The following is a 25,996-nucleotide window of genomic DNA, read 5'->3' as shown; positions in this document are numbered from 1 at the left end:
AGGACAAAAGATTTGGAGCTAGAAACATTTCTACATCATCTACATTTTGACACGGATAAAATCACTCCACCTGATTGGCAGGTGGACTGGGAAGACGCACCACTTCCCTATAAACTGTACCGCGGCTTACCAGAGATTCCTCTTAACGCAGATGTACCGTTAGCACTTCAAAGAAGAGAAGCTGATCTAAAACCCAGTTTGGTGGAGCTTGGTCATTTCTTATGGTATGTTTACGGTCTTACTCAGTACTCTCAATTCGCTTTAAACGAGGGAAGCAAGGAAAAAGCTGTGAGCTTTGCCCAGTCAGTACGGAGATTTGTTCCTTCTGGAGGGGCGTTATATCCCAATGAATTATATGTTTATATAAAGCTTGCGGAATCTCCAACAGGAATTTACCATTACGATGTGGCACATCATCGCCTCGTTTTAGTGCGAGAAGGAAATTACGATGTCTACTTATCCAAAAGTCTTGGAAATAGCTATCCTATTTCTGACTGTTTCTGCACCGTTTTTGTCTCAACAATTTTTTGGAAAAATTTCTATAAATACAATAATTTTTCCTACAGGCTGCAAGGGTTAGATGCAGGTGTGTTAATTGGGCAATCGTTAGAAGTAGCCAATCAGATGGGTTTCTCTTCAAAGGTCTGCTACCAATTTCTTGATCGGTCTATTAATCATTTGCTTGGGCTATCCGAACAGGATGAAAGTGTATATGCGGTTATCCCATTATCTATTAATCCATCCATCCATGGTATTGGCAACAATCATAATAGAGAAGAAATTGTTTCTGCTACAGAATTGTGCCGGGAAGTGCCATTGTTGAAGCATGTTTCTTATAACCGTTCAAAGAAGACTGTCGATTATCCGATGCTGAAAAAACTTAACGAAGCATCCATGTTTGAAACAACGCAGTCATTTGTAAAGATAAAGAAAAATAATAGTGTGAAACCTTCCTTAGATACGGAGATGATTTTACTACCAGTTATGGAATACTTTTCGTACGATCTCGCAACGATTTGCAGGAAGCGATATTCTCCTGATAGCGATTTTATGATGGGAAAAGTAAGTCAAACACAACTAGCCACTTTGTTAAAAGAGACATGTTCCTTCACGTATCAGAATGACCTAGACGACACACAAGGGAATGTCTGTGCTCGTGTTTCTTTGTATGGCAGTTTATATAATGTAGAGGGAGTTCCAAATGGTGCATACTCTTATGACATTAACACTCATGCACTTCGAGAAATAAACCAAGGAGATTACCGAGAGTTTTTACAATTAGGATTAACAATGCCTAATGTAAATCTGTATCAAGTTCCGCTCTGTATGCATGTCGTTGGAGACAAGAATCACCTCAAAGAGAAATTGGGATATAGAGGATATCGCATTCAACAGATGGAAGTGGGTATTCTCGTACAACGACTGCTCTTGATGTCGTGTGCTTTAGGGATGGGAGGCCATCCACTATTAGGATTTGAAGCGGAGCAATGTGATGAACTTTATGAAATCGAACCGAAAGGAAAAACCAGCTTGATTCAAATCCCGGTAGGTCCATACCGTCCCCGTACCTGGTTAAAAGGGATTTTGCTTAGCTAGGAGAGACAAGGGTACGCTCTATTTTGCTCTCAACCAATTTGGTTGGGGGTCTTTTTATTATTTAGAGCACAAAGTCAAATACAATGGGGCAGAACTAGAGCATGTTACTTTGATTCGCTTTTCTTTATTGATTCCATTGATGTAATCCTTTCATGTCCTAGTAGCTCTTGAAGCGTTTGTAAATCAACGTTCTTTTTATTTTCTTGCAACATCAGCGTCGCAAAGGTATGACGCAAATGATGTAACGAAAAGCGGGAGGGAGGAAATAATGCAAAAAATTCATTATTATTTAAAACTGGATTAAAATAGAATGAAATTCACTTGAAACATTCTAATTATTGTATTAGAATTACATTTAGAATCAGAATAATCAAATAAATCAAATTGTTAAATTGCTAGGGGATCCCTTGATAAGGGCTGAGAAGAAAGTAGTTACTTTTTAAACCCTCAAAACCTGAACAGGTTAGAACCTGCGTAGGAAAGTAGCGAATGTTTGTACTTGTTTGCATGTGAACAAATTTCAAACCAAACCACTTTTCTATTTAGAAGAGTGGTTTTTTTATGAACAAAAAATGCTGAATAGGATTGATACCATATGATTTTAGAAGAAGGTGTTCTAACGGCTTTTTAATTGGATTTAAGGAGAGATAAAGGTGAAGCTAATGGTTGTAACAGATGATATGCAATCAGTTCGTGATCTGGCATCTAAGATCATTGGGATAAAGGATAAGATCGATATGGTCCAAATACGGGAAAAAACAAAAACAGCTCAAGAAATCATTACCTTGCTCCAATATATAGAGGATGGTGGTGTTGAAAAAGATAAAATCATCCTAAATGACCGTTTGGATATTGCTTTGTTAATGGGTATCCCAAGTGTTCATTTACCAGAAAAAGGTCTTCCTGTAAAAATGGTTAAACAAAATTTTCCTCATATAAGGGTTGGACGCTCTGTTCATTCTTATGAGGGAGCAAAGAAAGCGGAAAGAGATGGCGCGGACTATGTTTTATATGGTCATTGTTTTGAGACCAATAGTAAAAAAGGAAAGACTCCAAATGGCATTCAGCCTATTCTCGAAATGAAAGAGGAGCTAAGGATCCCTGTTTATGCTATTGGTGGTATTACATTGAATAAAATAGATACTTTACAACAAGTGAAAGTAGATGGCATAGCGGTGATGTCAGGGATTTTTTCCGCAGAAAAAACAGTCTCTTCAACAAAACAGTATTATGAGGCGATAAATCATGAATCAAAAATTTGAAGTAGCCATAATTGGCGGCGGAATAATTGGTTGCTCAATTGCTTATTATTTAGCAAAGGAAAAGATGAATGTTGCATTGTTTGAAGGCAATCAAATAGGTTCGAAATCGACAAGTGCTGCGGGTGGTATGCTTGGAGCTCACTCTGAATGTGACGGGGATTTTGAAGTATTTTTCCCTTTTGCAAGAAGCAGTCAGCATGCCTATTCCCAACTTAAAGAAGAATTAAATCATTTGAGCGGTTTCGATATAGGGTACAGAAAAGGAGGGATTTTAAAGCTTGCTTACAATGAATCTGATAGAAATGGGCTTCGGTCCATCTTATCTCAACCGACTGTAAAATGGCTCGATAAAGAGTCTGTACAGGAGAGGGAACCTGATGTTTCTTCCAATCTATTAGGAGCAGCCTACATGGAAGACGATGTCAATGTTATGCCAATCGCTGTTTGTCAGGCATTTGCCAAAAGTGCCCAAATACTTGGGGCTTCTCTGTTCGAATTTTCCCCTGTACTAGATATCCAAAAGAAAGATAATAGCTTCTTGATTCAAACGGCAACAAGTCATGTGGAAGCTAAGCATGTTGTGGTTGCCAGCGGGGTTTGGAGTACAACATTTTTTAAACAGCTTGGGTTAGACCATCAATTGACTCCTGTAAAAGGGGAATGCCTTTCTGTAATAGATGAAAAAGCGACTTTAAAATATACAATCTTTCATGATCACTATTATATTGTGCCGAGAAATAACGGAAGGCTTGTGATTGGAGCTACTATGATTGAGAATGACTGGAATGAAAGAGTTAGTCTCAGTGGGATTGACACTTTAATTGCGAAGGCAAAAACGATGCTTCCGACTGTTGCAGATATGAAAATGGATTCTTGTTGGGCTGGATTGCGTCCGCAAACATTTGATCAAAAGCCATTCATCGGGCATCATCCTGAAGAAGAAGGGATTTTATTTGCTACAGGGCATTATCGAAATGGAATTCTACTTGCTCCTGCAACGGGACAAATGATTCGTGATTTGATACTTAAAAGACAAATAAAAAACGAATGGGTGGAGGCCTTTAAAATCGATCGCCGCCAGCCATTGCTGTTAAGTAGGTGGAAAAAATGTCCATTACATTAAATGGAAAGAGCGTTGACCTGCAAGAGGGAGTCAATACGGTTGAACAATTACTTTCTAACTATCATTTAGAAAACCGCATTGTAGTAGTTGAGGTCAACAAGGAAATTGTCATGAAAGAAAATTATAAAACAATGAGTCTCTCACATGGGGATGTCGTTGAAATTATTCATTTTGTAGGAGGAGGATGAAACATGTTAAAAATTGCCGATCGTACGTTTCAATCAAGCCTATTATTAGGAACTGGTAAATACCCATCATTTGATATTCAAAAAAAGGCGGTAGAAGTATCGGAAGCAGAAATTTTAACCTTCGCTGTTAGAAGAATGAATATTTTTTCAGAGGAGCAACCCAATTTTCTTGAACAACTAGATTTGTCTAAATATACGCTTCTTCCTAATACGGCTGGTGCGAAAACAGCTGAAGAGGCGGTGCGGATTGCGAAGCTGGCAAAAGCTTCTGGATTATGCGACATGATTAAAGTAGAAGTAATTGGAGATGATCGAACACTTTTACCAGATCCTGTTGAAACATTAAAAGCCTCTGAAATGTTATTGGCAGAAGGATTTATTGTTTTGCCTTATACATCCGATGATGTTGTGTTAGCAAGACGTCTTGAAGAACTTGGGGTACACGCTGTTATGCCAGGTGCATCACCGATTGGTTCTGGTAAGGGAATTATCAACCCACTTAACTTAAAGTTTATTATTGAACAGTCGCAGGTTCCAGTGATCATAGATGCGGGTATTGGTTCTCCTAAAGATGTAGCATTTGCGATGGAGCTTGGTGCGGATGGAGTGTTACTAAATACAGCTGTTTCAGGTGCGAAAGATCCTGTTAAAATGGCTCAGGCAATGAAGCTGGCAATAGAAGCTGGTAGATTAGGATTCGAAGCTGGAAGAATAGAAGAAAAAGAGTATGCGGTAGCGAGCAGTCCAACAACTGGGATGGTGACATCTTGACGAATCGGTATTCAAGACAGGAGTTATTTTTAGGTAGTAAGGCACAAGCCAAAATAAAAGAGGCGAGTGTAATCATCATTGGTGCTGGAGCTCTTGGATCTGCAAGTGCTGAAATGTTAGTAAGAGCTGGAATCGGGCGTCTGACGATAGTCGATCGAGATTATGTCGAGCTGAGCAATCTACAAAGGCAGCAATTATATACGGAAGAAGACGTAAGAAATCAATTACCAAAAGCCGTTGCTGCCAAAACAAGACTTGAACAAATCAACAGCGAAAATATTATTAATAGTTTCATAGAGGATGTAAACGGACTGAATATTGAAGAATTGATTAAAGATCATTCAGTGATTGTGGACGCTACTGATAATTTTGAAACTAGTTTAATTGTGAATGATGCAGCTGTGAAACATGGAATTCCATTTCTATTTGGAGCATGTGTTGGAAGTTATGGACTTACATATCCAATTATTCCGGGAGAAACTCCTTGTTTACACTGTTTGTTAAATCATTTGCCAATGGATGGGATGACATGTGATACCGTTGGCGTGATAAGTCCGATCGTTCAAATTACTGCGGCATTACAAGTTACACAAGTTTTACAGATTCTTTCAGGTGAAACACTTTCTCCGATGCTTCAATCAATGGATATTTGGAAAAATGAAAAAGCGGAGATCAATGTGACTCAGTTAAAAAATAAACTTTGTCCAACATGTGGAGAACATCCATCCTATCCTTTTTTACTGTTTGAAAACCAAATGAAAACAGAGGTATTATGTGGAAGAGATGCCGTCCAGCTTCGACCAGGACTGAAGCCGAAAACTTATTCCCTTCCTCACTTGTTGGAGAGGTTGGAAAATCACGTTACTAATCCTGTATTAAACCGTTATTTGCTATCATGTAAATTTGAGGATTATCGAATCGTTTTCTTTAAGGATGGCCGTGCGATTATTCATAGTACGAATGAAGCAAAAAAAGCGCGAGCTGTCTATAACCGATTCATTCAATTTTATTAGGGTTTATTATTTGGTTTACCGTTGGCGTAATGGAACAGCTGGAGAAAGCTTTTTGCCCATGTAGTAAATGGTTGTCACCAGATGAGTTGAAATCATTGGATTGGGCAACGGCAGATATTCCTGCGATTGAAAAATTATCTAGAACATCTATGATCAATGAATGTTTTAGAAAAAGAATTTAGCTACTCACCTGATACGTGTGAATAGCTTTTTTTATTTTATACTATTTGCTACTATAGTGAGGGTGCATTTATAACTCTGAAGAATGCCTATGACCCTTTCATAGACACTCGTTTTATAGGTCAGTAAAATTCGCTTACAATAGGTGTGCCGATATTGATACAGAATTATAATGAAGAATTTTAAAAATGCTGGTAGAATGATAATCATCGAATTTATAGAATGTTTAAAAGGTGGGACTAGTAGTTTGAGCAAAGAAGGAATCATTTCTTTAGGTGAGGCATTTGTTGATCTTATTTCCGCTGATCAGACAAATACAAGGTATCAACAGTTTTTAGGTGGGGCAACAGTGAATGTTGCAGTGAGGGCAAGTAGATTTGGCATTCCTTCTTATTATTTATGTAAATTAGGGACAGATGCAAACAGCTTGTTTGTCGCAAAGGCACTGAAAAAGGAAAGCATCAATATTGACTATTGTGTTTCTTCCCTTGAGAAAAAGGTATGTAGTGTGTACATACATCTTAATGAGGATGGTGACAGATATTTTCATAAATATGTGAACGAGACTCCGGATCAATGGTTAAACGTTGATGAATTAGAGCAAGAACTTTTTCATGCTGGGAAAATCTTTTATTTTAGCTCTGGGACACTTTTCAATGATAAAGCACGAAAAACGACAGAACAGGCGTTAGCATATGCAGAGGAATATCACATGCTGGTGGCGTTTGATGCAAACATTCGCTTAAAGCGTTGGGAAAGTGAAGAAGAATGCAGGGAGCGGGTCTCTTCTTTTATGAAACGAGCTGATCTTGTGAAGGTGACGGAAGATGAATTGCTGTTTCTGACAAAAGCAAACACAATGGAGGAAGGTCTAGTTAACATGTCTAGCCTGAACATTCCGTTTCTGTTCATTACAATGGGGGAAGCGGGAGCATGTGTTTTACATGATGGAAACATAATGGATGTTCCAGGAATCAAAGTTAAGGCTGTAGATACAACTGGTGCGGGAGACGCTTTTTTTGCAGCTATTTTATCTCGTTTTCACAAAGAGGGAGTACCAGTGGACGATAGCCAATTAAAGGAATATGTTCATTTTGCCAATAACATAGGTGCAATTGCGACGACAAAAATTGGTTCATTGTAATTATACTGCTCAAGGAAAAGGAGAATAATTGAAGGTAATTCTTCTACACGACCTATGGTAAAGTATTGTTCTCAAATTAAAGGGCAGCTGTCCTTATAGATCTAGCTGCCAAAAGGATGAAGAAGAAGCTATACCAACAAAGCGAAAAGATGTATTCTTATCAATGAAAATAAATCAAAAACCATCACAACCAAGAAGTCCAAATAAACGCCCTTGCGTTGCAAGTAATATCACATTCACTGTCCAAATGAAAATGAGCATTGGCTACGATTACTCTCGAAGTAACCGTATTACATAGAGAAAAATTGGTCCTAAGCAACTTTCCAGAAACATAAATCTAGATATTGGTGTGAAATGTTCAAATTCAATAACTGTATTATAGGTTATTACTTCTACAAAACGAATTACATAAGGGACTTAAACTGGCTAAAAAAGAATCTCTGTAAACTTTCAAAATTGGTACAAAGTTCGAATGGAGCGGCAATAACCGTTCCTTTTTGTCTTTTCCGTGAATTCAAGTAGTTAAATCTTAATTTGAAACGAGGAATGTTAGCGTCATAAGAAATAGCAGTAAATCACTGATTTTTTATGAATAGATTTTAGAATATAGTTAAATTACTGTGTGATTACAACCAGGTTTCCCTAATTAATATTAATATTGTTAAGTTTGCTTGAAATGAATGATTTTATTTGATTGTTTAACATAGCTCCAAAAGAAAAATAACGAATTAAACTCACAATATATAATAATAATATTCGTATTTATATATCAAAAATGCGATTCCTCCACCAGCGGAACACAACATAATTCAGGAAAAACACGAACGTTGTAAATGTTATTAGATATAAAGCAACTAAACAAAAATCATATCTTTTAATTCTGAATATTCCAAAATAAATATCGGTAGAATACAAATTTTACCTTTACCCATAAATAATGTATCCCATAAATAATTTTACTAAGGCAAGGACAAAACCTAGCCCCAATACAATTTGATTCCTAATCTCTCATTTTTTAGAGATAGTTTGGTAAATTAAGCTTTTGGCAATTAATTGATTACCGACTACATTTATTAATAAAACAGAAGAGATTGGTTACCATTAACCAATCGTTTTAAAAGCGGAGATTAATTTCTGCCGCTTTTCTTATTCTAATTTTAAAATTAACTTATTAAAAAACTATTTATCGCTTTTTTCTTTTGTTCAAAATCGATATGAGTATATATACTAGTTGTAGCAAGGCTTTCATCTCTTAATAACTCTTGTAAGGTTCTCATATCCACTTTACCTTTATTTTCTTGTAACAGTAAGGTAGCAAACGTATGCCTCAAATGATGCAGAGTAAATCGGTGAGCGGGTAGACCAGCTCGATCTAATATCTCTTTAAATATTTTGTGCAAACCACTAGGATTTAAAGGCTTATTTTTTTGATTATAAAAGATCGGTTCACTATAATGTTTTTGCTGTTCTAAAAGAGTTTCCTTATAAATATGAAATAACGGTAAAACTATTGGATGGAGGGGAAGGAGACGTTTTTTTTCCTTTTCCTCGAACTAAAATTGTTTGGTTATTTAAATTAATTTGCTCCCATGTTAAATCCACTAATTCTTGATGTCTCATACCAGTGTCGTTGCTAATAATTTAATCATTAATTCATTTCTAATTCTCTGCGGTCGCAGGTCATGTTCTAAATAAGTAAATAATTTGTGAAGCTCCTGTAAGATCATATATTTAGGTAATTTCTTATCAGCTTTAGGTGCTTAGATTCCTGCTGTGAAATCAGACTTCATGTAGTTTTCCTTCAAACAATATTTACTAAATGATTTTAAACACGAAATACGGCGTTGTAGCGTCCTTGGCTTAATATTATGATAAATGGACCTGATCTTGCACAAACCGACGCACACTAGACGATGTGAGTTCATCTAAGTCCAATGATCGGTCGTTAGCAGTTAAAAAGTCACCGTAGAGCTTTAAATCGAACGCGTAACTGGTTAAGGTGTTCACAGAATAATTTTTATCAACTTGTAAATACATAAGATAATCATCCGAAGCTTGAACGTAATCCATAATTATCAAACCTCTTGGGAATTATTCGGTCCAACCCAAGAAATTATGCTCGAAACCATTTATTATGAGAACAAACCGAATTATAGGAAGAATCCTAAGTGTTATCAGAATCAGCTTTGAATATTATAGTCAACTTGAGCCTAGTTAGGGGACTATAATGAATCTTATGGGAACTTGAGACTGCGACCACTTAATACTATTATGTTTTATTCTAGTTTACATAATATATATTATAGGAAGTCATTTTATTTTTTTGTATTTCGTCTCATATACTAAGAATACTTAATGAAATGAGACGAAAGAAGAATTTTTACTATAAGTTACAATGAATTTGTTTTAAATTATTCCTCATTAAGATTATTAATTACTTTTTTGTATTGCGTCATTTTTATTACTAATGAATCGAAGTCATTTAATACAATTGCAAAATAAATTAACCGTACAATTGAAAAAAAGTTGAACTCTTATTTAATATAATTCTTTCTTATTGATCATAATACTTTGTGATTAAATTTGAATCAATTTATATATTGTTCATAATTCCCGATCATTAAATCAGAATTTGAATTACATTATCGAAATTTCATGTTCGTTCAATGATACATATCTTTGAGTCTGCTTAAGTAACTACTACATGTATTTTTTACGTAAAACGTAATTAATACGATTTATTATCCATAACCCACTAAAAAAGCATTTATCAAAAAAAGTCTGCATAAAGGAATTATTTCTCTTATACAGACTTTTTAACTTTATTTATCAAACAATGCCTGTTTGGCTAATGTGATTATTGCCATATCTTCCATTGGCGGGTTATGCAGACCGGCCCGAACGTCGCGATAATAGCGTTGCAGCGGATTCGTTCTTTGTAAGCTGCGTGCCCCTACAACACGCATGGCTAGATCGACAATTCGAATTGCTTTGTTAGTTACAGATACTTTTACAGCTGCTAAGTCAGTTGCTAGCGTTTCTCTATTTTCCGGTTGTGTTTGCCATTTATTCGTTACTGAGTAAAGAAAATGACGAGCTTCTGTTAATTCCAATTCAATTTCACCGATCGTGCGCTGTACGTTGGGTAAGTCTCTGATTGGTCCACTTATACTATTAGGAGCATAAGTTTTGGCAAATTGTACTGCATAGTTTCTTGCCGCAGCTGCAATGCCTATGTAACATGCTGGAATATGTAACATCCAACCGGTTCCAGGTTTATTGGCTGTTTGCTTATGTTCAACAAAATAACGGTCAGGAATTTTCACATGTTCAAGGATTAAATCATGGCTACCGGTTCCTTGCATGGAAATCATATCCCATGTCTCTTCAATTCGAACACCTGTAAGATTTCGCTGGATGAGAAACGTTCCCACACATTCCTCTGAAGGAACCCAAGCGGTAACGAGAAAAATATCAAGTACAGGTGATAATGTCGTAAACGTTTTTCTCCCCGTAATAATCCAGCTATCCCCATCTTTTACAGCGGTTGTTTCAGGTCTCCCTCCTCGCGTTGGGCTTCCCGTTTTTGGTTCAGTTGCTGCGGTATTTACCAATGCTCCATTACCAATTTCTTTTAAAAATTCATCCATTACGACTTCATTCCAAGACTTTTTTTCCATTAAGCTAAGAACCGTTCCAACATGCCAGCCAATAGAAAGCGCAGTAGGTCCACATTCCGTCGCGATCCGCTCCTGTGCCAAAATAAAATCGTATAGCGATCCTCCAAGACCTCCATATTCTTTCCCTAATGTTAGCTTGGTGTAACCAAAATCTTTTAATTTCTGGATATTTTCAAAAGGAAATCCTCTCGTTTCATCTAACGTTCCTGCACGCGAAGCAAAGTCCGAAATCGCTGAGCCTAACTGTTCAATATATGTTTTTTGTTCTTCAGTTTGAAAAAATGACAACGGTATTCCCTCTCCTTTATTATACTTTGCCTCACGTTAGCGCATTGCATTGTATTGATGTTTTTTCCATCCACCTAAGTAAAATCCGTGCATTTTGATTAATCTTCCAACCAAAGTGTTCCACCAATATCCAATACTTGTAATTGTTTTTCCGGTAGCTCTTGTTTTCTCCATTCCCGCTGTAAACGATCCAAAGCTTCTGGACCTGTATCATCAGCAAGACGGTAAGTACCATAGTGCATCGGAATAAAGGTAGTTCCTCCCAGTTCCTGAAAAGCTTTCACTGCCTCTTCCGGATTAATATGAGAATCTTTCATAAACCATTCAGGCTCGTATGCCCCGATTGGCATTAATATATGCTTGAGATTAAATCGTTTAGCGATTTCATTAAATCCACGAAAATAACCAGTATCTCCTACAAAATAGATAGAATGATCCGCTTCGATTGCTTCAATAATCCACCCTCCCCAATGTGATGAATTTGTATCGAATAGACTGCGACGTGTCCAATGCTGCGCAGGAACGAAACTAAGTTTCAGATTTTGGTACTGGAACGAGTCCCACCAATTTGCCTCAATGATATTCTTATACCCTTTTTTCAAAAAAAGCTGCTTCAGACCATGGGGAACGTAATAAATCGGATTTCCTGGCAATCGACGAATTGTTCCGAAATAAAGATGATCATAATGACTATGTGAAATAATCACGATATCAATGTCCGGTAACTGGTCAAAAGAAAGGCCAGGCTCTGTCATTCGCTTCTGTGTACCTTGCCATTTTGCCCAAACAGGATCTGTTAAGATATTCACCCCACCTAATTGAAGCAGAAACGTTGAATGTCCAATCCAAGTGATACTAGGTTTACTTCGATTACTTTTAAGCTCTGTTACTTGTTTGTTAATTGCTTGAGGAATTAATGTGTTCAAATCCTTTTTCTTTGCACGTCGTTCTTTACTCCATTGAAGCAATTCTTTAACAGATTTCGTATTCATAACGCCATCTAAATTTTCATATTTGATTTTCACTTGATTAGCCTCTCATATTCGTACTTTCTCGTTCTAAAAAAGAGAGAACACTTCCTAAATATTTCTGAACTTCTTGAACTTGATAAGCAGCAGAATCAGCAATTTGTTTGTAGTGATGCTGTCCCTCATCTGTTATTCTCAAATAACGCTTTGTCCGCTTTTCGCTTTCCCATCGACCAACCATTAGTCCGCCTTCCTCCATTTCATGAGAAAGATCGTACAAATAGCCATTACTAGCAATCCAGCCGTATTTGATTTTCAATAAATCACCGATCTCGCCCATATAAATCGGTCTTTTTGTAAAAGCCGCTTTTAAAGTAACATAGCGAACCAAATCCTTGACGGAAATGATTTTTGAAAAATAAGAGCGATACTCTTCAGGAAGTTCATGGATCACAGGTGGGTTTTCCCCTGACCCCTTCAAATCAAACATGAAACGATCAATCACATGCTTCACTTCACGAAATCGTTCTGAGAAATTATCTTGATACCATTTATAAAGCTCATTACCCTTTTCCGTATTTTGATAATAATGCCTTCCTTTTACTGTGTGAAACTTTAAATGACCGGAACCTACAAGTTGTTTGCATGTTTTACATAAATAATCATAGCTATGAATTTTACCTGTAAATAGCTTTTGCAGTTCCTGATGAATCGCACGTGGGTAATTTGAATGGTTGGATAGCGTTTGCAGCAAATACATCGTTAAAAACTCACGTTGACTTAAACCAACTGTTTCCAGTGTTACAGTAGTAGTATCACTTTTTTTCATGGCAAAGCCCCCTTAATTTATTGGAATACTCGTTCGGTTCTTGTAATCTATTATCCTACATTTACTGGTAAATAGCACGTAAATAGGGTTTTCTTACCTCGCATATGCCTAATACGTTTCAAAATCAATATGTATCAAGATATGTGCTTTTCAATACTTTCCTATTAAAAATTTATTAAATACTACAAGCAGTTAATTGCATTTTAACATAAAAATAAAAGTAGGAGCTCGATAGTATTCACTTTCAATCAGGGAGATTTATAATTTGTTGATTTTGAAGTTATTTACTGTTTGTGAACCTATTTTATCACCTATAGAACTAATACAATACAGTATTTTTGGAGGGATGAAGGTTGGATAAGCAAAGTCTATTTTTACATGGCAAAAAAGTATCGTATATTGAGAGGGGGAACGTTAATGACCCACCTGTTCTTCTATTGCATGGGGTGCCTGAATCAAGCCTAGTATGGAGGGAAATGTTCCCATGTATTGTGTCTTGTGGATATAGAACCATTGCACCGGATCTCCCAGGATTCGGTGACAGTGACCCATTTGATGAACCCTCAACATGGGAGCGGTTTGAGCAGTTTGTTTCGGATTTCACAACTAAATTAAATTTGGACAAATTCCATTTAATTGTACATGATTGGGGAGGTCTAATTGGTTTGAAATGGGCATGTGATCATCCAGAGAATATTCTAAGTCTGTTTGTTTCCAATACTACATTATCAGAGGAGTATAAATGGCACTCGCTTGCACAGATTTGGCGAACACCTAGGACCGGAGAAAAAGTAATGGAACTGATGGCTAATCGTTTACATTTTCAAAATGAAATGAAAAAGACCATTCCGAACATACCAGACGAAACTGTGGAAGACTTCTATCGTGTTTTTCGAACACCTGAATCAAGCAGAGTAATCTTAGATTTATACCGTTCGGGAAATTTAGACAAAGTAAAAACGTACAATGAAAAACTCAATCATATCAAAATACCAGTCACCATCATTTGGGGAGAAAATGATCCGTATATCCCTAATGAGTTTGCCTACAAACTTCAGAATGAAGGTCTACCACATGCAAACGTTTATATTATTCAACATGTAGGGCATTTCATCCAAATCGAAGTTCCTGATGAAGTAAACTTTTATATTCAACAGCATTTTCAAAACCTATAAAATGAGGTATTTGGTTTCATCTGCTCCTACCCTTCAACTCTTTACAATACCTTTGACACTTCTTCATTTTTTTAGAATAAATAAAATGAAAAAAGGATGCCTTGTTCAGACTTTGTCTCTATTAGGCATCCTTTTTATTATTTACTTGAGGAAATAGCCATTTTATTTAATTTGATCTCTATTTTCAAACTTAGTCCAAGCTTATATACATAATTGTCATAGCATAATAGGAGTATTTCACAAAAGGAGGAAACACTCAATTGGCTGATTCAAATGTTTCACCTAATATTCCACAAGGACCAAAAGGAAGACTATTTACTGGTCATACAAAGGATTTCCAAGCTGACCCGCTTGCCTATTTTACTCATTTAGCAAACGAATATGGAGACGTTGCAAAATTTCGGTTCGGACCTTTTCAGAATGCATATCTGATATCCAATCCGGATTTAATAAAGGAAGCACTTGTAACAAAACAAAAATTCTTCATAAAATCAAAGGCCATGCATTCTTTAGAAGACATTTTGGGCAAGGGCCTTTTCACGAGTGAAAAAGAATTTCATATGAGTCAAAGAAAACTTATTCAACCCGCTTTTAGAAAGTCACATATTACTAATTATGGCCAAAATATGATTGATATTACGACAGACTATCTTTCAACTTGGAAAAATGGGGAAGAACGAATGATTACGCAGGATATGATGAGCATCACTCTCGGAATCATTTGTAAGACGATGTTCAGTATGAATTTTAAACAAGGATATGAACTTCTTGGTAAATCAGTTGAAACAGTAATCAAAATGGCCGTCAAAAGGATGAGGCCAATTTTTCAACTACCATTATGGTTTCCAACGAAAAATAACCGTCAATATAAAAAAGTGATTCAACAACTCGACGAAGTAATTTATAACATGATAGAAAATCGCAGGGAAGATTCCGAGAGCCATGATGATATGCTCAATATTCTTTTAGATGCCAAAGATGATGAAAATAGATTAGGTATGACAAACAAGCAAGTACGTGATGAATTAATGACCACCTTCCTTGCTGGTCATGAAACGACTGCAAACGCGCTATCCTGGACCTTATATTTACTTTCTCAACATCCTGAAGTGGAAAAGAAACTCTTTGATGAAATAGATACCGTGATCGGCAACCGCCCCCCAACACCTGACGATTTTAAAAAATTAACATATGCACAAAATATTATCTGGGAATCTCTACGTGTTTACCCACCTTCCTTTATTATCGAACGAGAAGTAGACGAGGATGTAGTGATAGGAGGTTATCATTTTAAAAAAGGTGATATGGTTATGGTAAGTCAGTATGTGATGCACCGCAAACCAGAGTATTTTGATAATCCAGATTCTTTTATTCCTGAGCGATTTGAAAACAACTTTTTAAAAACAATCCCGTCATACGCCTACTTTCCCTTTGGAGGAGGTCCGCGAGTTTGTATTGGGAATCATTTTGCCTTAATGGAAGCGGTACTTGTCCTAGTATGCATTGCCCAACGATACCGAATAAAGCTTGCGCCAGACCATCATGAAGTAATCCCTTTCCCTACTATTACACTCAGGCCAAGGCGTGGATTGCGAATGATAGTAGAAGAAAGAAAATCAAATTGAAACGCCTCCAAGTTCCTCTATTGATTTTTAAAAGTAGAAACATCTATCTCCTTAAATATACTTGTACTTAGTAACAGTCAGCTAACATTTTTTATCCCTTATCAATTAAACGGCTGCCATAAATGGACAGCCGTTTAATTGATAAGTCTGCTTATTACCTGTCAGATATTCAATACTTGCAGCATGCACTCATTTCATTTTGTGCCATTTCACATCGAGATTCATCAATCATCTTTTAAAAATAAACATGAATAGAGGCTGTCCCAAACACAAATCTGACCTTGCTCTTAATAAATAGTAAATTGTGTTACATACACTTGAATGAAAACTATTTATTAGAGCTTAATAGTCTGACTTATTGATTTTAGGACAACCATTTCTTTCTATATGCGATTGTTCGATACACATTATTTACATGATTAACTTCAGAACCTTTTTCTTTAGTTCTACTGCAGGATTAGTGATATGTTTTGCTTACATTCAGCTCTTAATTATTGCATCATATGGAAAATCGCTTTCTGAATAATCATCAAGTTCCTTTAGATATACAAAGAAATTGGAATATACAAGTATTCCCATCCCTAGATATTCCAGCACAGGATCGACGTGACTCTTACTCGTTGTATATAGCATATACATGGATCAGCCCTCCTTTTGCTAATTGGCAGAACCTCATCATATATGCCTTAGACTTATTGGCTAATAAATAACAGGCAGCCATTTAGTAATTTGATCAGATACATCACAGGTGTTTCTTAGAGCTGTATAGCCAATTTTAGAAGCCCAATTATTCTTTTATTCCTACGTGTAGATAGGCTTACTGAGGCATAAACACCACGACAACTTGTCCAACTCTATAATCTGAAGTATTCGGCACTAATAACACCTCTACTAAAATATGTTTCCTTATCATATCGGATTGGACAATCATCATAATCTTCAAAATAAATCGATCAGACATGGACATAAATCAGCTGATTAGAGTAAAAACCTTAGATGAAACCTAAGCTCTGACAAGATGGATTCGTTAAACGTAATTAACATAAATAACCTAATGGACACATCCACCCAAAAAATAAAAACGCGAAGTCATAATCTCTTCGCGTTTTTCACATTAATCTTGGTTTGTAAAAATAAATGGACCTTCTTTTGTAATGACAATCGTGTGTTCATATTGAGCGGATAGCTTACCATCAGCTGTTCTTGCTGTCCAGCCGTTGCTATCCATTTTACAATGCCATGTTCCAGCATTCAGCATTGGTTCTATCGTAATTGTCATACCTTCCTTTAAACGAGTTCCTTTACCTGGTTTCCCGTAATGAAGTACAGTCGGCTCTTCATGCATTGTTTTTCCGATACCATGACCGGTAAAATCGCGTACGACAGAGAACTTTTCACCTTCAGCATACGATTGAATAGCGTGACCGATATCCCCTAATCTGTTGCCGACTACAGCCGCTTCAATACCCTTATATAAAGCCGTTTTTGTCACATCTAATAATTTCTGTGTTTCTTCAGTTACTTCACCAACTGGATAAGTCCAAGCAGAGTCAGCTAATCCACCGTTCAATCGTACAACCATATCAATCGTAACGATATCCCCGTTCTCTAATGGCTTATCTGTAGGGAAACCGTGGCAGACTTCATCATTTACGGAAGCACATGTTGCATACGGGTACCCTTGGTAGCCTTTTTGTTCAGGTGTAGCCCCATTATCAGTTAGGAATTTTTCAACAAATTTTTCAATATCCATAGGTGTAATGCCGGGTTTAATCATTTTTGCAATTTCTTTATGAGTAGCTGCTAATAACTTACCAGCTTCATGCATTTTTTCTATTTCGCGTTCACTTTTTAATGTAATCATGACAATCCTCTTTCATTTAAAATCTTATTTCAGTTGCCGCTCAGGCAATCCCTCCTTATCATATGCCTTTTCCTCTATAAAAAGCAACAAAAAGCCCGGTGAAAATCACAGAGTTAATCATTGAACGGCCTCATCAAACTCTGTGACAGGTTGATCTCAGCTAAAATTCTCACAAATATAAATACCTTCTATCTCGTACCCTTCAGCAATAGGTGCAAATTCACTCAATTTATCGCTTGAATCCCCTGCCAAATATATGACTTCTGGGTAAAAGTCCTGTTGTAGTTTTTTAGAAAAGCTGCTTCTTTATCTTCTGTTAAAATCACAACTTCCTTCATACTCATTTGTGAAGTCAAACAAGCGTCAAAAATACATACAGCGGCCAAACCACCATGTCCTGCTATCACCTGACAAATCAGCCATATGCACCGCACCAATATCCGGCCGCTCCTCACGATCCACTTTGATTGAAATAAATCTTTCATTTAATAGATCAGAGACTTCCTGATCTTCAAAACTTTCTTGTTTAATGACATGACGCCAATAACAAGTACCCAGAATAACCACCAAACTATACTTAAATGATACATACTACGATTTCTATTATATTTGTTGCTTAAGTGCAATTTACTTATTCTATCAAGGTTAATTGTAAAATATGTAATATTATCTTGCTCAAAAAGAATATTCTTAGATGCTGGCTGACAAGACGAAATAAAAAAAGAACGAATTTTGTCCGCTCCTTTCCTTTTTAAAAAACGATATTCAATTTTTATTACGAATATACGTTAAATGAAACAAGCAAGTTTTCTTTTCCTGTTTGATATGAATCTGTTCAAAGTTAACTACAATTCATTAAACAAACATTCACTCCTGTTTATTAAGTAATATCATCTTCATACCTTCTAAAATACTTGGTTTCCTATCTTTTCTACCTTCACTCTGTTAAACTTGATTAAAGCGAGGTGTTATTATTGGCTATTTATAAAGCAAGAAAAAGCAATCTTACGGCCCTTTTAAACAAAAGTGATATAGATTTTAAAACACTTTCTGAAAATACAGGTATCTCTATTGAGAAGTTATCAGACTTTAACAACAAGACAGTGATGAATATTAATACAGCAATGACGATCTCAAAAGAAATCGGCTGCACGATGGAAGATCTATATAAATGGACCAAAACAGAATGATTAATTTCATTCTTTTTTTTGTATAAAACTCTCCTACTAACACAAACTATTCTTGCAACACCATATTCTAAAATTCTAAGGAGATGTACATCATGACAAGTAACAACAGTAATAATTTAGTTGTTCCAGGAGTACAACAAGCATTAGATCAAATGAAATATGAAATTGCGCAAGAATTCGGAGTTACATTAGGAGCTGAAACAACCTCACGCGCCAATGGATCTGTAGGTGGAGAAATTACAAAACGTTTAGTACAAATGGCTGAACAACAACTTGGTGGATATAACCGCTAATATTTAACTGATATAAAATGTTATTGATGAGGAGAGACTTACTTCTGACCTTCTCTCCTCTTATGTATATTCCTATAGAAACACTGGTCTTATTCAGTAAATTTACTAATAAAAATTACCCAATTCTCTTAAAATACTCTGTTATTTCTTTCTCTTCTGTCAAATTAAACACATAAACAGCCCTCTTGCCTTTTAGCATATCTAAAGAGGTTTTCTTTATGTAAAAGAGGCCCTGATTCATTGCAATATTGTAGGGTCGCAAATTTTTAGAATGTGCTAAAATACTTACTATAGTTGTCTTGCTCTTTTGTTTATTCTTGGTATTCTGGATGGTTATGTCGCTTACATCCAAACCAATAGCAAGCCCCAGTTATTGAAGTTTCAAATTCGATCAAAGGGATATGTCCAGATGAAATGAGTTCAACCATATTTTCGTATTTGTTTTTCTCTTCAAGTAATTGTGTAATGTGTGCTTCTTTATCGTTTTTTGTCCAATTTTCTTCACATTCTTCTTCATGAGCATCTTTAATTTCTTCGTCTTTTTGTTTAATGGCTTCATTTACGACTTCATAAGTACGGGTGATATTTCTTGTGTGGAAGAGGGAATAAATAAATCGACTAATCCAATAAGGGGCTTTCCAGTAATCTTTCCACCCTTTTTCAAACCAATATATCGCTTCTTTGAAACAATCCAACTCAACATACAAGTCGGCATTCTCAATTTCTCCTACAAATTCATCCGCTTCTACCATGAACGCATCTAGCTTCTCTCTCGCTTCTGTTTTCTTTCCAAGCTCAATTAAACATTTGACATGACTGTAGATGGCTGAATCAGAATTACCAGCAATTCGTAGGAAATAGTCTGAAGCTTCCTTCACGTCCCTAAGATGATATCTTGCTATAGCTAAATTATGATAAGCTTCATTAGATGGCTGAATCGATATGGACTTCAGGAATGTGTCTGAGGCAAGTTGCCACTTTTTTTGTTTACTATAAATCTCCCCTAATACGTTATAAGGAAAATAAGAGAGCGGATTCATATGAATGACTTCTTTGATTAATTCAAGGGCCTTTTCATCATCCTCTTCTTCATAGCTGTACATCCAGGCAAGATTATTTAGGGATTGTATATTTCTCGATTCTTTTACTGCCTTTTGAAAAAAGCTTAAAGCTTCTTCATATTCATTTTTCTCAAAAAAATCAAGAGCCTTTTTGTTGATATTCAATTATGCTCTCCCCTATTTTTGATAATTTCTATTATAGAACATATTAACCAGCTTCGAAGTTGGTTAATCTTTCCCTAATTTGAAACAAAACAAGTCGCGGATTCCCAAAAAAATGTTTAAGAAAAATCCGAAAGGCGATGAAATAGCTCTTTATTCTGTTGGTAAGCCAATTTGTAGTATTGATACATGTTGTTGTACATACGAACATCTTCTGGATGTGGGACAACTGGTTCATCACTAAATTTGATAATCGCTTGGCACGCTTCTTGAATAGATGGATAAGCTTGAACACCAACTCCTGCAATGATTGCTGCACCTACACAGGCTTGTTCTTCTTGACTTACTTTGTAAATTTCTTGATTTAAAATATTAGCTTGTATTTGCATCCAAACATCACTACGTGCCCCACCACCAGATGCAATGAAGGTATCCATTTTTGTATCGAGACTTTTGATAATTTCAACCGAATCTCTTAGAGCAAATACTACTCCTTCCATCACTGCACGGATAAGATGTGCTTGAGAATGATTTAATACTAGCCCTAAAAATGTTCCACGCGCAGAAGAATCCATATGTGGAGTACGTTCACCTGTCAAATATGGCAAAAATAACAACCCTTCACTTCCCGGATTGACGCTTTTCGCTAACTCATTTATTTCCTGATAAGGCATATTCGATAGTATTTTTTCATTTAACCAGCTTAAAGATAAACCAGCAGCCAAACTTGCCCCCATAATGTTCCAGGTCCCAGGGACGGCATTACAGAAGGTATGGGTTCTCATCTGTTTATCATATTTAGGTTCTGCGATCACTGAAAAAACTTGCCCACCGGTACCAATTGTTAAAGAAACTTGACCTGCTTCTACAATGCCATTTCCGACCGATTGCATCGGTTGATCCCCTCCCCCATAAACGACTGGTGTTCCTTTGTATAATCCTGTTTCTTTGGCGGTTTCTTCTGTTACTTCACCAGCAATATCATATGGATTGTTCACATTTGGATAGAAATCACGATTCAACCCTATTGCTGAAATTAGTTCGTCCGACCAAACCAAATTCTTTGTATTAAACGCCAGCGTTGCAGATGCATCAGTCACATCTGTTCCAATTTCCCCAGTCATCATTAGTCGAATATAGTCTTTTGGCAACAGCACTTTATAAATTTTTTCATACGTCTCAGGTTCGTTTTGCTTAATCCATAGTAAGGAAGGAGTTTGGAATCCAGTAGATAGTGGATTTAAAGTAATTTCCCCTACATTATTTTTCCCTAACAACTCGTAAATCGAGTCTACTTCCCGCTGCGTTCTTTGATCTGACCATATAATGGCTGGGCGAATTACTTGTAACTGTTTATCGATAAGTACCATACCGTGCATTTGCCCAGAGAAGCCTATTCCCTTTAACTCCTGCGATTGAATATGGGCATTGCTCAAAGCCTCCTTTATCGTCTGTACAGTTGACCTCCACCATCTTTTTGGATCTTGTTCCGCATATCCTGTATTTGGTATAGAAATTTCATAGTATGCTTGAGCAGAGCTTTTCATATTTCCATCGATATCGATTATGACCGTTTTTACACTGGATGTTCCCAAATCTATTCCCATTAAATAACTCATTTTATACCATCACTCCCCAATCCAATAAATGAAGAAAGGCCCCTTTTCAATTAGCGGGTACCATTTTACTGTTGACAAAATAATGTCGAACTTTTAGTGATTCCATCTAAGATTACCTGAAAATTTAGAAATAACAATCGCATTACAGGATTTTTCGTAAAATTCAAGAGGTCCAGCTTCACCTATAACTGAATACTCATAGCCTTTTTCTTTCATCTCACTTAAACAATAGTGAAGCAAAGTATAACCTATTCCATGAATACGCTTTGATACGGATGTACCCATTAGACTAAATAATCCTTTTTTTCTTCAGACAACATCAAAGCAAGCAAACCCAACAATAATTCCATTTACGGCAGCAACATAAATTGGTATATTTTCTTCTTGAAATCCATTTTCAATAGATGCTAACCATCCATTTCCAAATTCTTTTTTCACAAAAAGTCCTAATGCTGCTGCATCATCTTGTTCTGCTTTTCTAAAAATTATTTCACTGGGAGTAAATTCAGGAAAGGTATGATTTTCCAACAAAACAATCATATACCGCTGGGAAGTTATGATGTCAAGAATCTTTGAATCATCCAATCCCTCTATAACTGAACTTGTCGCAGGATCTTTTAAATCAAAAAGAGCTTTTATTAATATTCCTTCATTTATATAAACCTGATTGAATCGTTTCATCCGTTTATATGCATTCCTCAATACCTGTTTAGTTGATAGAGAAATATTCATGCTAAAAAGATGAAATCGCATACCTTGTTCATCAAAGTCAAAATTCATTTTTTTGCTCGTTCAATTAAAATATCAAAAAGATATGGGTAATTAATAAATAGTTCTGCGCAAACTCCTGTCCTCTCAAGTGATGTACCTATTAACCAATGAATTGGATAGACAATATTGTTTGTTTTTTTCGCTTCTAGTTCTGCAAATTTAATTATTCTTAATGAGCGATCAGAAAACTTAATATTAGTTAAATCCGCATCAACAAGCATCATATATTCACTCCACTATAACGTTTATTTATTAATTCGTGACATATATAAATATTCCTTTTAAGATAAAGTCTTTTCGACATTCCTTGCTCAATTACTTGCCCTGATATTTAGATAAGTTGAGCAAAGTTTAACAGAATTTTATACATAATCAACATTGATCCATTCACCTTATAAAATTGATATTGCGGCTTCCATCAATGTGCTTTTACCATTTTCTCTTCGACTAAAACGCATCTTCATGTCACTTTTTTTGATTTTTCTGGTTTTAAAAAGCATAGAGAATGGTATTAACAGTATAAACAGATGATTGGAGGAGGATAAAAATGAGAAGAAAAGTATATGGGATTTTTAATTCGGATGGAGAAGTAGTAAAGGCAATTAATGAACTGAAGTCAAAAGGGTATGCTGGAAACGACATTCTGGTTGTGGCAGATAAGGAAGATCAATTGGACTTTGTCACCAACAATCTGACAACAAATGTGAATGTTGTGGCGGACGAGCATCGAGATGAATCATTGATGGTAAAAGTAAAGAATTTCTTTATAGGAGAAGATGATTCGCTCACTGAGCAACTTGTTACTTTGGGTTTAACTGATTGCGATGCAGCTGATTATTCGATTAATGTAAAATCCGGAAAAATTTTGGTCCTTATCGAAGAAAACAATGACATTGGAATCGGGTTAAATCAATCGCATTCAACCAATCATCAAAATGGTCCATCAGGTGAAATTATTGATGAGCCCAGTAAATTAAAGGAGCCTAAATTTCATGGAACAGTACGTCAAGGTGATATCAGGGGTGCTGAATTTAATCGGAAATAAACTAATAGATAGTTAGAAAATGAGGGACGGAGGTTTACACCTCCTCCTCTCACATTTTTGGTGAGTGAATATGTAACTCTAAAAAGTTTCATCGAAGTATTCTTTTAGATAAGGGAACATCCCCCTCTACTGCTCACCCAACAATGAACGTTTTGATATTTGAATCCCGCTTTTTAAGAATATCAGTTAGGAAAGTCTTCTCCTCCTCCAAGGAAAGTCTTCAATTTTTCGTTATCGCCTCAGGTTACTGATCCTCTAAAACTTCTTTATTTTTCACAATATTGTATGGACAGAAAGCAAAAAAGAATCAGCCATTTAGATAACAAGACTAATTCCTATAATTCCCCATTCCATTACGCTGTTTTTTTATGATTAATTAACTTCGTCTTTTATTAAGCAATTTGATCGCTTTGGTCGGCCACGAGCCTCTTATAGAGATGAAGATCTTCTTGATATAAATGAATATAGGTTGCTAAGCCTTGCGATTTTACTAGTTCGAAACTTACCCAATCCACAACACAATAGTCCTCGTTCATTTTTTTTGAATTCCCCCAGGCCGTCTCTTCGAAAACAAGATTCATCTCATGCTCTTCAATCAGCATAGCAAGCAGTTTGATGTCATTGTATTGTGTGTACTGAGAATATCTTCTTTTCATTTTGAAAATCTCGCTCGTTATTTCAAGTGAATCCAATAGTGATTTCCGGTCCACAGCATGAACCATATATGAAAAGTGGAGTTTTTGTACAACATTATAAACTTTAGCTCTCTCCCTTGAAAAAACTGCAAAAAGTGAACGATACAAGCTAGTTTTAGTTATTTTTGTGAGTTGGACACAAATTCTATAAATGACTTTCTTTTCTGTATTTTATATTCTGTGTTGATAATGACAATATTATATATAATAAGGGCGAAAAGTTGGACGTATTTTAGACAAATTGGAGTCTTTGATACATTAAACCGAAAACGGCTTGTCCAGAGGCAAAGACAAAACAAGCTTTTAATATATTCAATTGAAGCATTCCTTTATAAAAAGGTTTGAGCATTTCTGTGATCCTTATTCTATTAAAGAGCCCGAATGTGGAAGATCAAAGGGTGTTGAACAATTAGTACCTATTCATTGAAGAAGAAAGTATGTATGATTATAGTTTTTTGGTAGATTGAAAAGACCTATCTAAAGCAAATAAACCAATAGCAATAATGCTATCGGATCCAATTTTTCAATCCATTAATTTTCAAGAGAATGTTGTTTTATAAATTCTGTCTTCTTACCGTGTACAAAATAGTAAATAACGATAGTTAAAAATACGATTAAAGCCATAGACATATACATACCACAGAAACCGAAGATAGGAACAATAATCCCGATAATTAAAGGTCCTATTCCAATACCTGCATCCATAGCGATATAAAATGTTGAAGTGGCAAGGTCAATGCGATGTCGAGGAGATTTATTCACAACAATTGCTTGGCTACAAGAAATCATATTACCGAAACCAAGTGCAATTAATGCACCTGCTAGGAGCATCGTAAAATTAGTATAAGATTGGCTTAAGCAAACTAAACCTATTGCGTTTAAGGTCATAAAAGCGAGCAGGCCCTAGGTCAAAAATTCAATCAGTAATATCAACGGTTTTTTAGTCTTACGTAACAAAATGTAGATTGTGTTACTATTGTTATCAGAATATTCTAATCTATATAATTATCAAATTAAAAGCGTTCTTAAAGGCGTATTTTTACGAACGTTGGAATGATATCTTTATTGAACAACTTCAACCGAACAATTTCGCACCTTTATTTCCTGCTCTTTAGTCAGTTGTAACAGGGGATTTCCAAAACTAAATGTGCACCCATTATTGAAAGAAAATTGATTACTTTTTGCAGTATCTACACCTAGCACTTCTTCTGCTATTAGGTGCTTTTTTCCACTCATGACCATTCTCACATAGCCACCAGTATTCTTTTCTTGCGTATGCTCCTACTTCGCCTGGACCAATATTGGTAGTTTCATTACTTCCTGTGTTAGCAATTGATTTTCATCATTCTGAAATAGCCGATGCTCCAAAGTTGAATTTACTTGTTTGGGATTAAAAAATTTTCCTCTTCTTTACAACAAAAGGAATTCTATAAGCTAGTAGTAATACCTTTACC

At 35.9% G+C, this 25,996-nt stretch carries 27 protein-coding genes, 3 pseudogenes and 1 riboswitch; of the genes and pseudogenes, 12 read left to right on the top strand and 18 right to left on the bottom strand.

Annotated features, from left to right (window positions below; all coding sequences use genetic code 11):
* Positions 1 to 12 precede the first annotated feature (12 nt).
* A complete protein-coding gene (locus JNUCC23_RS11395; protein WP_454215919.1) occupies positions 13 to 1,596 on the top strand; it encodes a SagB family peptide dehydrogenase in 1,584 nt (527 codons plus the stop codon).
* 104 nt (positions 1,597 to 1,700) lie between these two features.
* Here the strand turns inward: JNUCC23_RS11395 and JNUCC23_RS11390 are convergent.
* A pseudogene (locus JNUCC23_RS11390) lies at positions 1,701 to 1,859 on the bottom strand (tyrosine-type recombinase/integrase); the annotation flags it as partial.
* A gap of 124 nt (positions 1,860 to 1,983) precedes the next feature.
* Positions 1,984 to 2,094: riboswitch (TPP riboswitch) on the top strand.
* A gap of 164 nt (positions 2,095 to 2,258) precedes the next feature.
* Between JNUCC23_RS11390 and JNUCC23_RS11385 the strand changes: the two are divergent.
* The 6 genes from JNUCC23_RS11385 to JNUCC23_RS11360 all read left to right on the top strand — a co-directional run bounded on the left by JNUCC23_RS11385 (position 2,259) and on the right by JNUCC23_RS11360 (position 7,277).
* The gene (locus JNUCC23_RS11385; protein WP_403072166.1) at positions 2,259 to 2,858 is read left to right on the top strand and encodes a thiamine phosphate synthase; all 600 of its coding nucleotides are present in this window, start codon (positions 2,259 to 2,261) and stop codon (positions 2,856 to 2,858) included.
* Positions 2,842 to 3,981, top strand: coding sequence for a glycine oxidase ThiO (gene thiO, locus JNUCC23_RS11380; RefSeq protein ID WP_454215917.1), 1,140 nt, complete (start codon positions 2,842 to 2,844; stop codon positions 3,979 to 3,981). The genes JNUCC23_RS11385 and thiO overlap by 17 nt, the downstream gene beginning before the upstream one ends.
* Positions 3,966 to 4,169: a sulfur carrier protein ThiS gene (gene thiS / locus JNUCC23_RS11375; protein WP_454215915.1), complete on the top strand. Its 204-nt coding sequence runs from the start codon at positions 3,966 to 3,968 to the stop codon at positions 4,167 to 4,169. Before thiO ends, thiS begins: the two co-directional genes overlap by 16 nt.
* 3 nt (positions 4,170 to 4,172) lie before the next feature.
* Positions 4,173 to 4,940: a thiazole synthase gene (locus tag JNUCC23_RS11370; RefSeq protein WP_403071465.1), complete on the top strand. Its 768-nt coding sequence runs from the start codon at positions 4,173 to 4,175 to the stop codon at positions 4,938 to 4,940.
* A complete protein-coding gene (locus JNUCC23_RS11365; RefSeq protein ID WP_403071468.1) occupies positions 4,937 to 5,953 on the top strand; it encodes a ThiF family adenylyltransferase in 1,017 nt (338 codons plus the stop codon). The genes JNUCC23_RS11370 and JNUCC23_RS11365 overlap by 4 nt, the downstream gene beginning before the upstream one ends.
* A gap of 427 nt (positions 5,954 to 6,380) precedes the next feature.
* Complete coding sequence (locus JNUCC23_RS11360) at positions 6,381 to 7,277, top strand: carbohydrate kinase family protein (protein WP_454215912.1); 897 nt, start codon at positions 6,381 to 6,383, stop codon at positions 7,275 to 7,277.
* 1,163 nt (positions 7,278 to 8,440) lie between these two features.
* On the opposite strand, the pseudogene JNUCC23_RS11355 reads toward JNUCC23_RS11360, so the two are convergent.
* From JNUCC23_RS11355 to JNUCC23_RS11335, 5 genes and pseudogenes are all read right to left on the bottom strand, one after another.
* Positions 8,441 to 8,897: pseudogene (locus tag JNUCC23_RS11355) on the bottom strand (tyrosine-type recombinase/integrase).
* Positions 8,898 to 9,143: 246 nt separating this feature from the next.
* The gene (locus JNUCC23_RS11350; RefSeq protein WP_454216045.1) at positions 9,144 to 9,314 is read right to left on the bottom strand and encodes a site-specific integrase; all 171 of its coding nucleotides are present in this window, start codon (positions 9,312 to 9,314) and stop codon (positions 9,144 to 9,146) included.
* A 785-nt stretch (positions 9,315 to 10,099) separates the two neighbouring features.
* Positions 10,100 to 11,251: an acyl-CoA dehydrogenase family protein gene (locus JNUCC23_RS11345; protein ID WP_062179614.1), complete on the bottom strand. Its 1,152-nt coding sequence runs from the start codon at positions 11,249 to 11,251 to the stop codon at positions 10,100 to 10,102.
* A 92-nt stretch (positions 11,252 to 11,343) separates the two neighbouring features.
* A complete protein-coding gene (locus JNUCC23_RS11340; RefSeq protein ID WP_454215910.1) occupies positions 11,344 to 12,270 on the bottom strand; it encodes an MBL fold metallo-hydrolase in 927 nt (308 codons plus the stop codon).
* A gap of 4 nt (positions 12,271 to 12,274) precedes the next feature.
* Positions 12,275 to 13,042: a helix-turn-helix transcriptional regulator gene (locus JNUCC23_RS11335; protein WP_062179619.1), complete on the bottom strand. Its 768-nt coding sequence runs from the start codon at positions 13,040 to 13,042 to the stop codon at positions 12,275 to 12,277.
* Positions 13,043 to 13,395: 353 nt separating this feature from the next.
* On the opposite strand from JNUCC23_RS11335, the gene JNUCC23_RS11330 reads away from it, so the two are divergent.
* Positions 13,396 to 14,217, top strand: a complete 822-nt coding sequence (locus JNUCC23_RS11330; protein ID WP_454215908.1) for an alpha/beta fold hydrolase — start codon at positions 13,396 to 13,398, stop codon at positions 14,215 to 14,217.
* 260 nt (positions 14,218 to 14,477) lie between these two features.
* On the top strand, positions 14,478 to 15,842 hold the full coding sequence (locus JNUCC23_RS11325) for a cytochrome P450 (RefSeq protein WP_454215906.1): 1,365 nt from the start codon (positions 14,478 to 14,480) through the stop codon (positions 15,840 to 15,842).
* A gap of 480 nt (positions 15,843 to 16,322) precedes the next feature.
* On the opposite strand, the gene JNUCC23_RS11320 is transcribed toward JNUCC23_RS11325, so the two are convergent.
* From JNUCC23_RS11320 to JNUCC23_RS11310, 3 genes and pseudogenes are all read right to left on the bottom strand, one after another.
* The gene (locus tag JNUCC23_RS11320) at positions 16,323 to 16,481 is read right to left on the bottom strand and encodes a hypothetical protein (protein WP_454215904.1); all 159 of its coding nucleotides are present in this window, start codon (positions 16,479 to 16,481) and stop codon (positions 16,323 to 16,325) included.
* A gap of 475 nt (positions 16,482 to 16,956) precedes the next feature.
* Positions 16,957 to 17,706: a type I methionyl aminopeptidase gene (gene map / locus JNUCC23_RS11315; RefSeq protein WP_454215902.1), complete on the bottom strand. Its 750-nt coding sequence runs from the start codon at positions 17,704 to 17,706 to the stop codon at positions 16,957 to 16,959.
* Positions 17,707 to 18,067: 361 nt separating this feature from the next.
* Positions 18,068 to 18,258, bottom strand: a pseudogene (locus JNUCC23_RS11310) (DUF255 domain-containing protein); the annotation flags it as partial.
* Positions 18,259 to 18,680: 422 nt separating this feature from the next.
* Here JNUCC23_RS11310 and JNUCC23_RS11305 point away from each other — a divergent pair.
* On the top strand, positions 18,681 to 18,896 hold the full coding sequence (locus tag JNUCC23_RS11305; RefSeq protein ID WP_062179633.1) for a helix-turn-helix domain-containing protein: 216 nt from the start codon (positions 18,681 to 18,683) through the stop codon (positions 18,894 to 18,896).
* A 92-nt stretch (positions 18,897 to 18,988) separates the two neighbouring features.
* The gene (locus JNUCC23_RS11300; protein WP_062180592.1) at positions 18,989 to 19,189 is read left to right on the top strand and encodes a small, acid-soluble spore protein, alpha/beta type; all 201 of its coding nucleotides are present in this window, start codon (positions 18,989 to 18,991) and stop codon (positions 19,187 to 19,189) included.
* A gap of 311 nt (positions 19,190 to 19,500) precedes the next feature.
* Here the strand turns inward: JNUCC23_RS11300 and JNUCC23_RS11295 are convergent, their stop codons facing one another.
* The 5 genes from JNUCC23_RS11295 to JNUCC23_RS11275 all read right to left on the bottom strand — a co-directional run bounded on the left by JNUCC23_RS11295 (position 19,501) and on the right by JNUCC23_RS11275 (position 23,026).
* Positions 19,501 to 20,415: a tetratricopeptide repeat protein gene (locus JNUCC23_RS11295; RefSeq protein WP_454215900.1), complete on the bottom strand. Its 915-nt coding sequence runs from the start codon at positions 20,413 to 20,415 to the stop codon at positions 19,501 to 19,503.
* Between the two features lie 116 nt (positions 20,416 to 20,531).
* Complete coding sequence (xylB, locus tag JNUCC23_RS11290; RefSeq protein WP_454215898.1) at positions 20,532 to 22,031, bottom strand: xylulokinase; 1,500 nt, start codon at positions 22,029 to 22,031, stop codon at positions 20,532 to 20,534.
* A gap of 93 nt (positions 22,032 to 22,124) precedes the next feature.
* Positions 22,125 to 22,316 (bottom strand): hypothetical protein, encoded by a 192-nt coding sequence (locus tag JNUCC23_RS11285; protein ID WP_454215897.1) that lies wholly within the window; start codon positions 22,314 to 22,316, stop codon positions 22,125 to 22,127.
* 24 nt (positions 22,317 to 22,340) lie between these two features.
* Positions 22,341 to 22,811: a hypothetical protein gene (locus JNUCC23_RS11280; protein ID WP_454215895.1), complete on the bottom strand. Its 471-nt coding sequence runs from the start codon at positions 22,809 to 22,811 to the stop codon at positions 22,341 to 22,343.
* Positions 22,808 to 23,026: a hypothetical protein gene (locus JNUCC23_RS11275; protein WP_454215893.1), complete on the bottom strand. Its 219-nt coding sequence runs from the start codon at positions 23,024 to 23,026 to the stop codon at positions 22,808 to 22,810. The genes JNUCC23_RS11280 and JNUCC23_RS11275 overlap by 4 nt, the downstream gene beginning before the upstream one ends.
* Positions 23,027 to 23,349: 323 nt before the next feature.
* Between JNUCC23_RS11275 and JNUCC23_RS11270 the strand changes: the two genes are divergently transcribed.
* The gene (locus JNUCC23_RS11270) at positions 23,350 to 23,847 is read left to right on the top strand and encodes a general stress protein (protein WP_454215891.1); all 498 of its coding nucleotides are present in this window, start codon (positions 23,350 to 23,352) and stop codon (positions 23,845 to 23,847) included.
* 392 nt (positions 23,848 to 24,239) lie between these two features.
* On the opposite strand, the gene JNUCC23_RS11265 is transcribed toward JNUCC23_RS11270, so the two are convergent.
* The 4 genes from JNUCC23_RS11265 to JNUCC23_RS11250 all read right to left on the bottom strand — a co-directional run bounded on the left by JNUCC23_RS11265 (position 24,240) and on the right by JNUCC23_RS11250 (position 25,875).
* Positions 24,240 to 24,503 (bottom strand): hypothetical protein, encoded by a 264-nt coding sequence (locus JNUCC23_RS11265; RefSeq protein ID WP_454215889.1) that lies wholly within the window; start codon positions 24,501 to 24,503, stop codon positions 24,240 to 24,242.
* Positions 24,504 to 25,073: 570 nt separating this feature from the next.
* A complete protein-coding gene (locus JNUCC23_RS11260) occupies positions 25,074 to 25,430 on the bottom strand; it encodes an MFS transporter (protein ID WP_454215888.1) in 357 nt (118 codons plus the stop codon).
* Positions 25,431 to 25,604: 174 nt separating this feature from the next.
* The gene (locus JNUCC23_RS11255) at positions 25,605 to 25,784 is read right to left on the bottom strand and encodes a hypothetical protein (RefSeq protein WP_454215886.1); all 180 of its coding nucleotides are present in this window, start codon (positions 25,782 to 25,784) and stop codon (positions 25,605 to 25,607) included.
* Positions 25,717 to 25,875: a zinc-ribbon domain-containing protein gene (locus JNUCC23_RS11250; protein WP_454216043.1), complete on the bottom strand. Its 159-nt coding sequence runs from the start codon at positions 25,873 to 25,875 to the stop codon at positions 25,717 to 25,719. The genes JNUCC23_RS11255 and JNUCC23_RS11250 overlap by 68 nt, the downstream gene beginning before the upstream one ends.
* Positions 25,876 to 25,996: the final 121 nt, after the last annotated feature.

It is taken from the genome of Peribacillus sp. JNUCC 23, from assembly GCF_053653995.1.
The sequence above is the reverse complement of the archived record's forward strand: the minus strand, read 5'-3'. Positions and strand labels throughout refer to the sequence as shown.

What these genes read in the sequence shown, in the direction of transcription:
- JNUCC23_RS11385 (WP_403072166.1), top strand. Translation starts at nt 2,259, where the DNA reads ATGGTTGTAACAGATGATATGCAATCAGTTCGTGATCTGGCATCTAAG.
- thiO (WP_454215917.1), top strand. Translation starts at nt 2,842, where the DNA reads ATGAATCAAAAATTTGAAGTAGCCATAATTGGCGGCGGAATAATTGGT.
- thiS (WP_454215915.1), top strand. Translation starts at nt 3,966, where the DNA reads ATGTCCATTACATTAAATGGAAAGAGCGTTGACCTGCAAGAGGGAGTC.
- JNUCC23_RS11370 (WP_403071465.1), top strand. Translation starts at nt 4,173, where the DNA reads ATGTTAAAAATTGCCGATCGTACGTTTCAATCAAGCCTATTATTAGGA.
- JNUCC23_RS11350 (WP_454216045.1), bottom strand. Translation starts at nt 9,314, where the DNA reads ATGTATTTACAAGTTGATAAAAATTATTCTGTGAACACCTTAACCAGT.
- JNUCC23_RS11335 (WP_062179619.1), bottom strand. Translation starts at nt 13,042, where the DNA reads ATGAAAAAAAGTGATACTACTACTGTAACACTGGAAACAGTTGGTTTA.
- JNUCC23_RS11320 (WP_454215904.1), bottom strand. Translation starts at nt 16,481, where the DNA reads ATGTATATGCTATATACAACGAGTAAGAGTCACGTCGATCCTGTGCTG.
- map (WP_454215902.1), bottom strand. Translation starts at nt 17,706, where the DNA reads ATGATTACATTAAAAAGTGAACGCGAAATAGAAAAAATGCATGAAGCT.
- JNUCC23_RS11300 (WP_062180592.1), top strand. Translation starts at nt 18,989, where the DNA reads ATGACAAGTAACAACAGTAATAATTTAGTTGTTCCAGGAGTACAACAA.
- xylB (WP_454215898.1), bottom strand. Translation starts at nt 22,031, where the DNA reads ATGAGTTATTTAATGGGAATAGATTTGGGAACATCCAGTGTAAAAACG.
- JNUCC23_RS11285 (WP_454215897.1), bottom strand. Translation starts at nt 22,316, where the DNA reads ATGGGTACATCCGTATCAAAGCGTATTCATGGAATAGGTTATACTTTG.
- JNUCC23_RS11280 (WP_454215895.1), bottom strand. Translation starts at nt 22,811, where the DNA reads ATGAATTTTGACTTTGATGAACAAGGTATGCGATTTCATCTTTTTAGC.
- JNUCC23_RS11275 (WP_454215893.1), bottom strand. Translation starts at nt 23,026, where the DNA reads ATGATGCTTGTTGATGCGGATTTAACTAATATTAAGTTTTCTGATCGC.
- JNUCC23_RS11270 (WP_454215891.1), top strand. Translation starts at nt 23,350, where the DNA reads ATGAGAAGAAAAGTATATGGGATTTTTAATTCGGATGGAGAAGTAGTA.
- JNUCC23_RS11265 (WP_454215889.1), bottom strand. Translation starts at nt 24,503, where the DNA reads ATGAAAAGAAGATATTCTCAGTACACACAATACAATGACATCAAACTG.
- JNUCC23_RS11260 (WP_454215888.1), bottom strand. Translation starts at nt 25,430, where the DNA reads ATGACCTTAAACGCAATAGGTTTAGTTTGCTTAAGCCAATCTTATACT.
- JNUCC23_RS11255 (WP_454215886.1), bottom strand. Translation starts at nt 25,784, where the DNA reads ATGGTCATGAGTGGAAAAAAGCACCTAATAGCAGAAGAAGTGCTAGGT.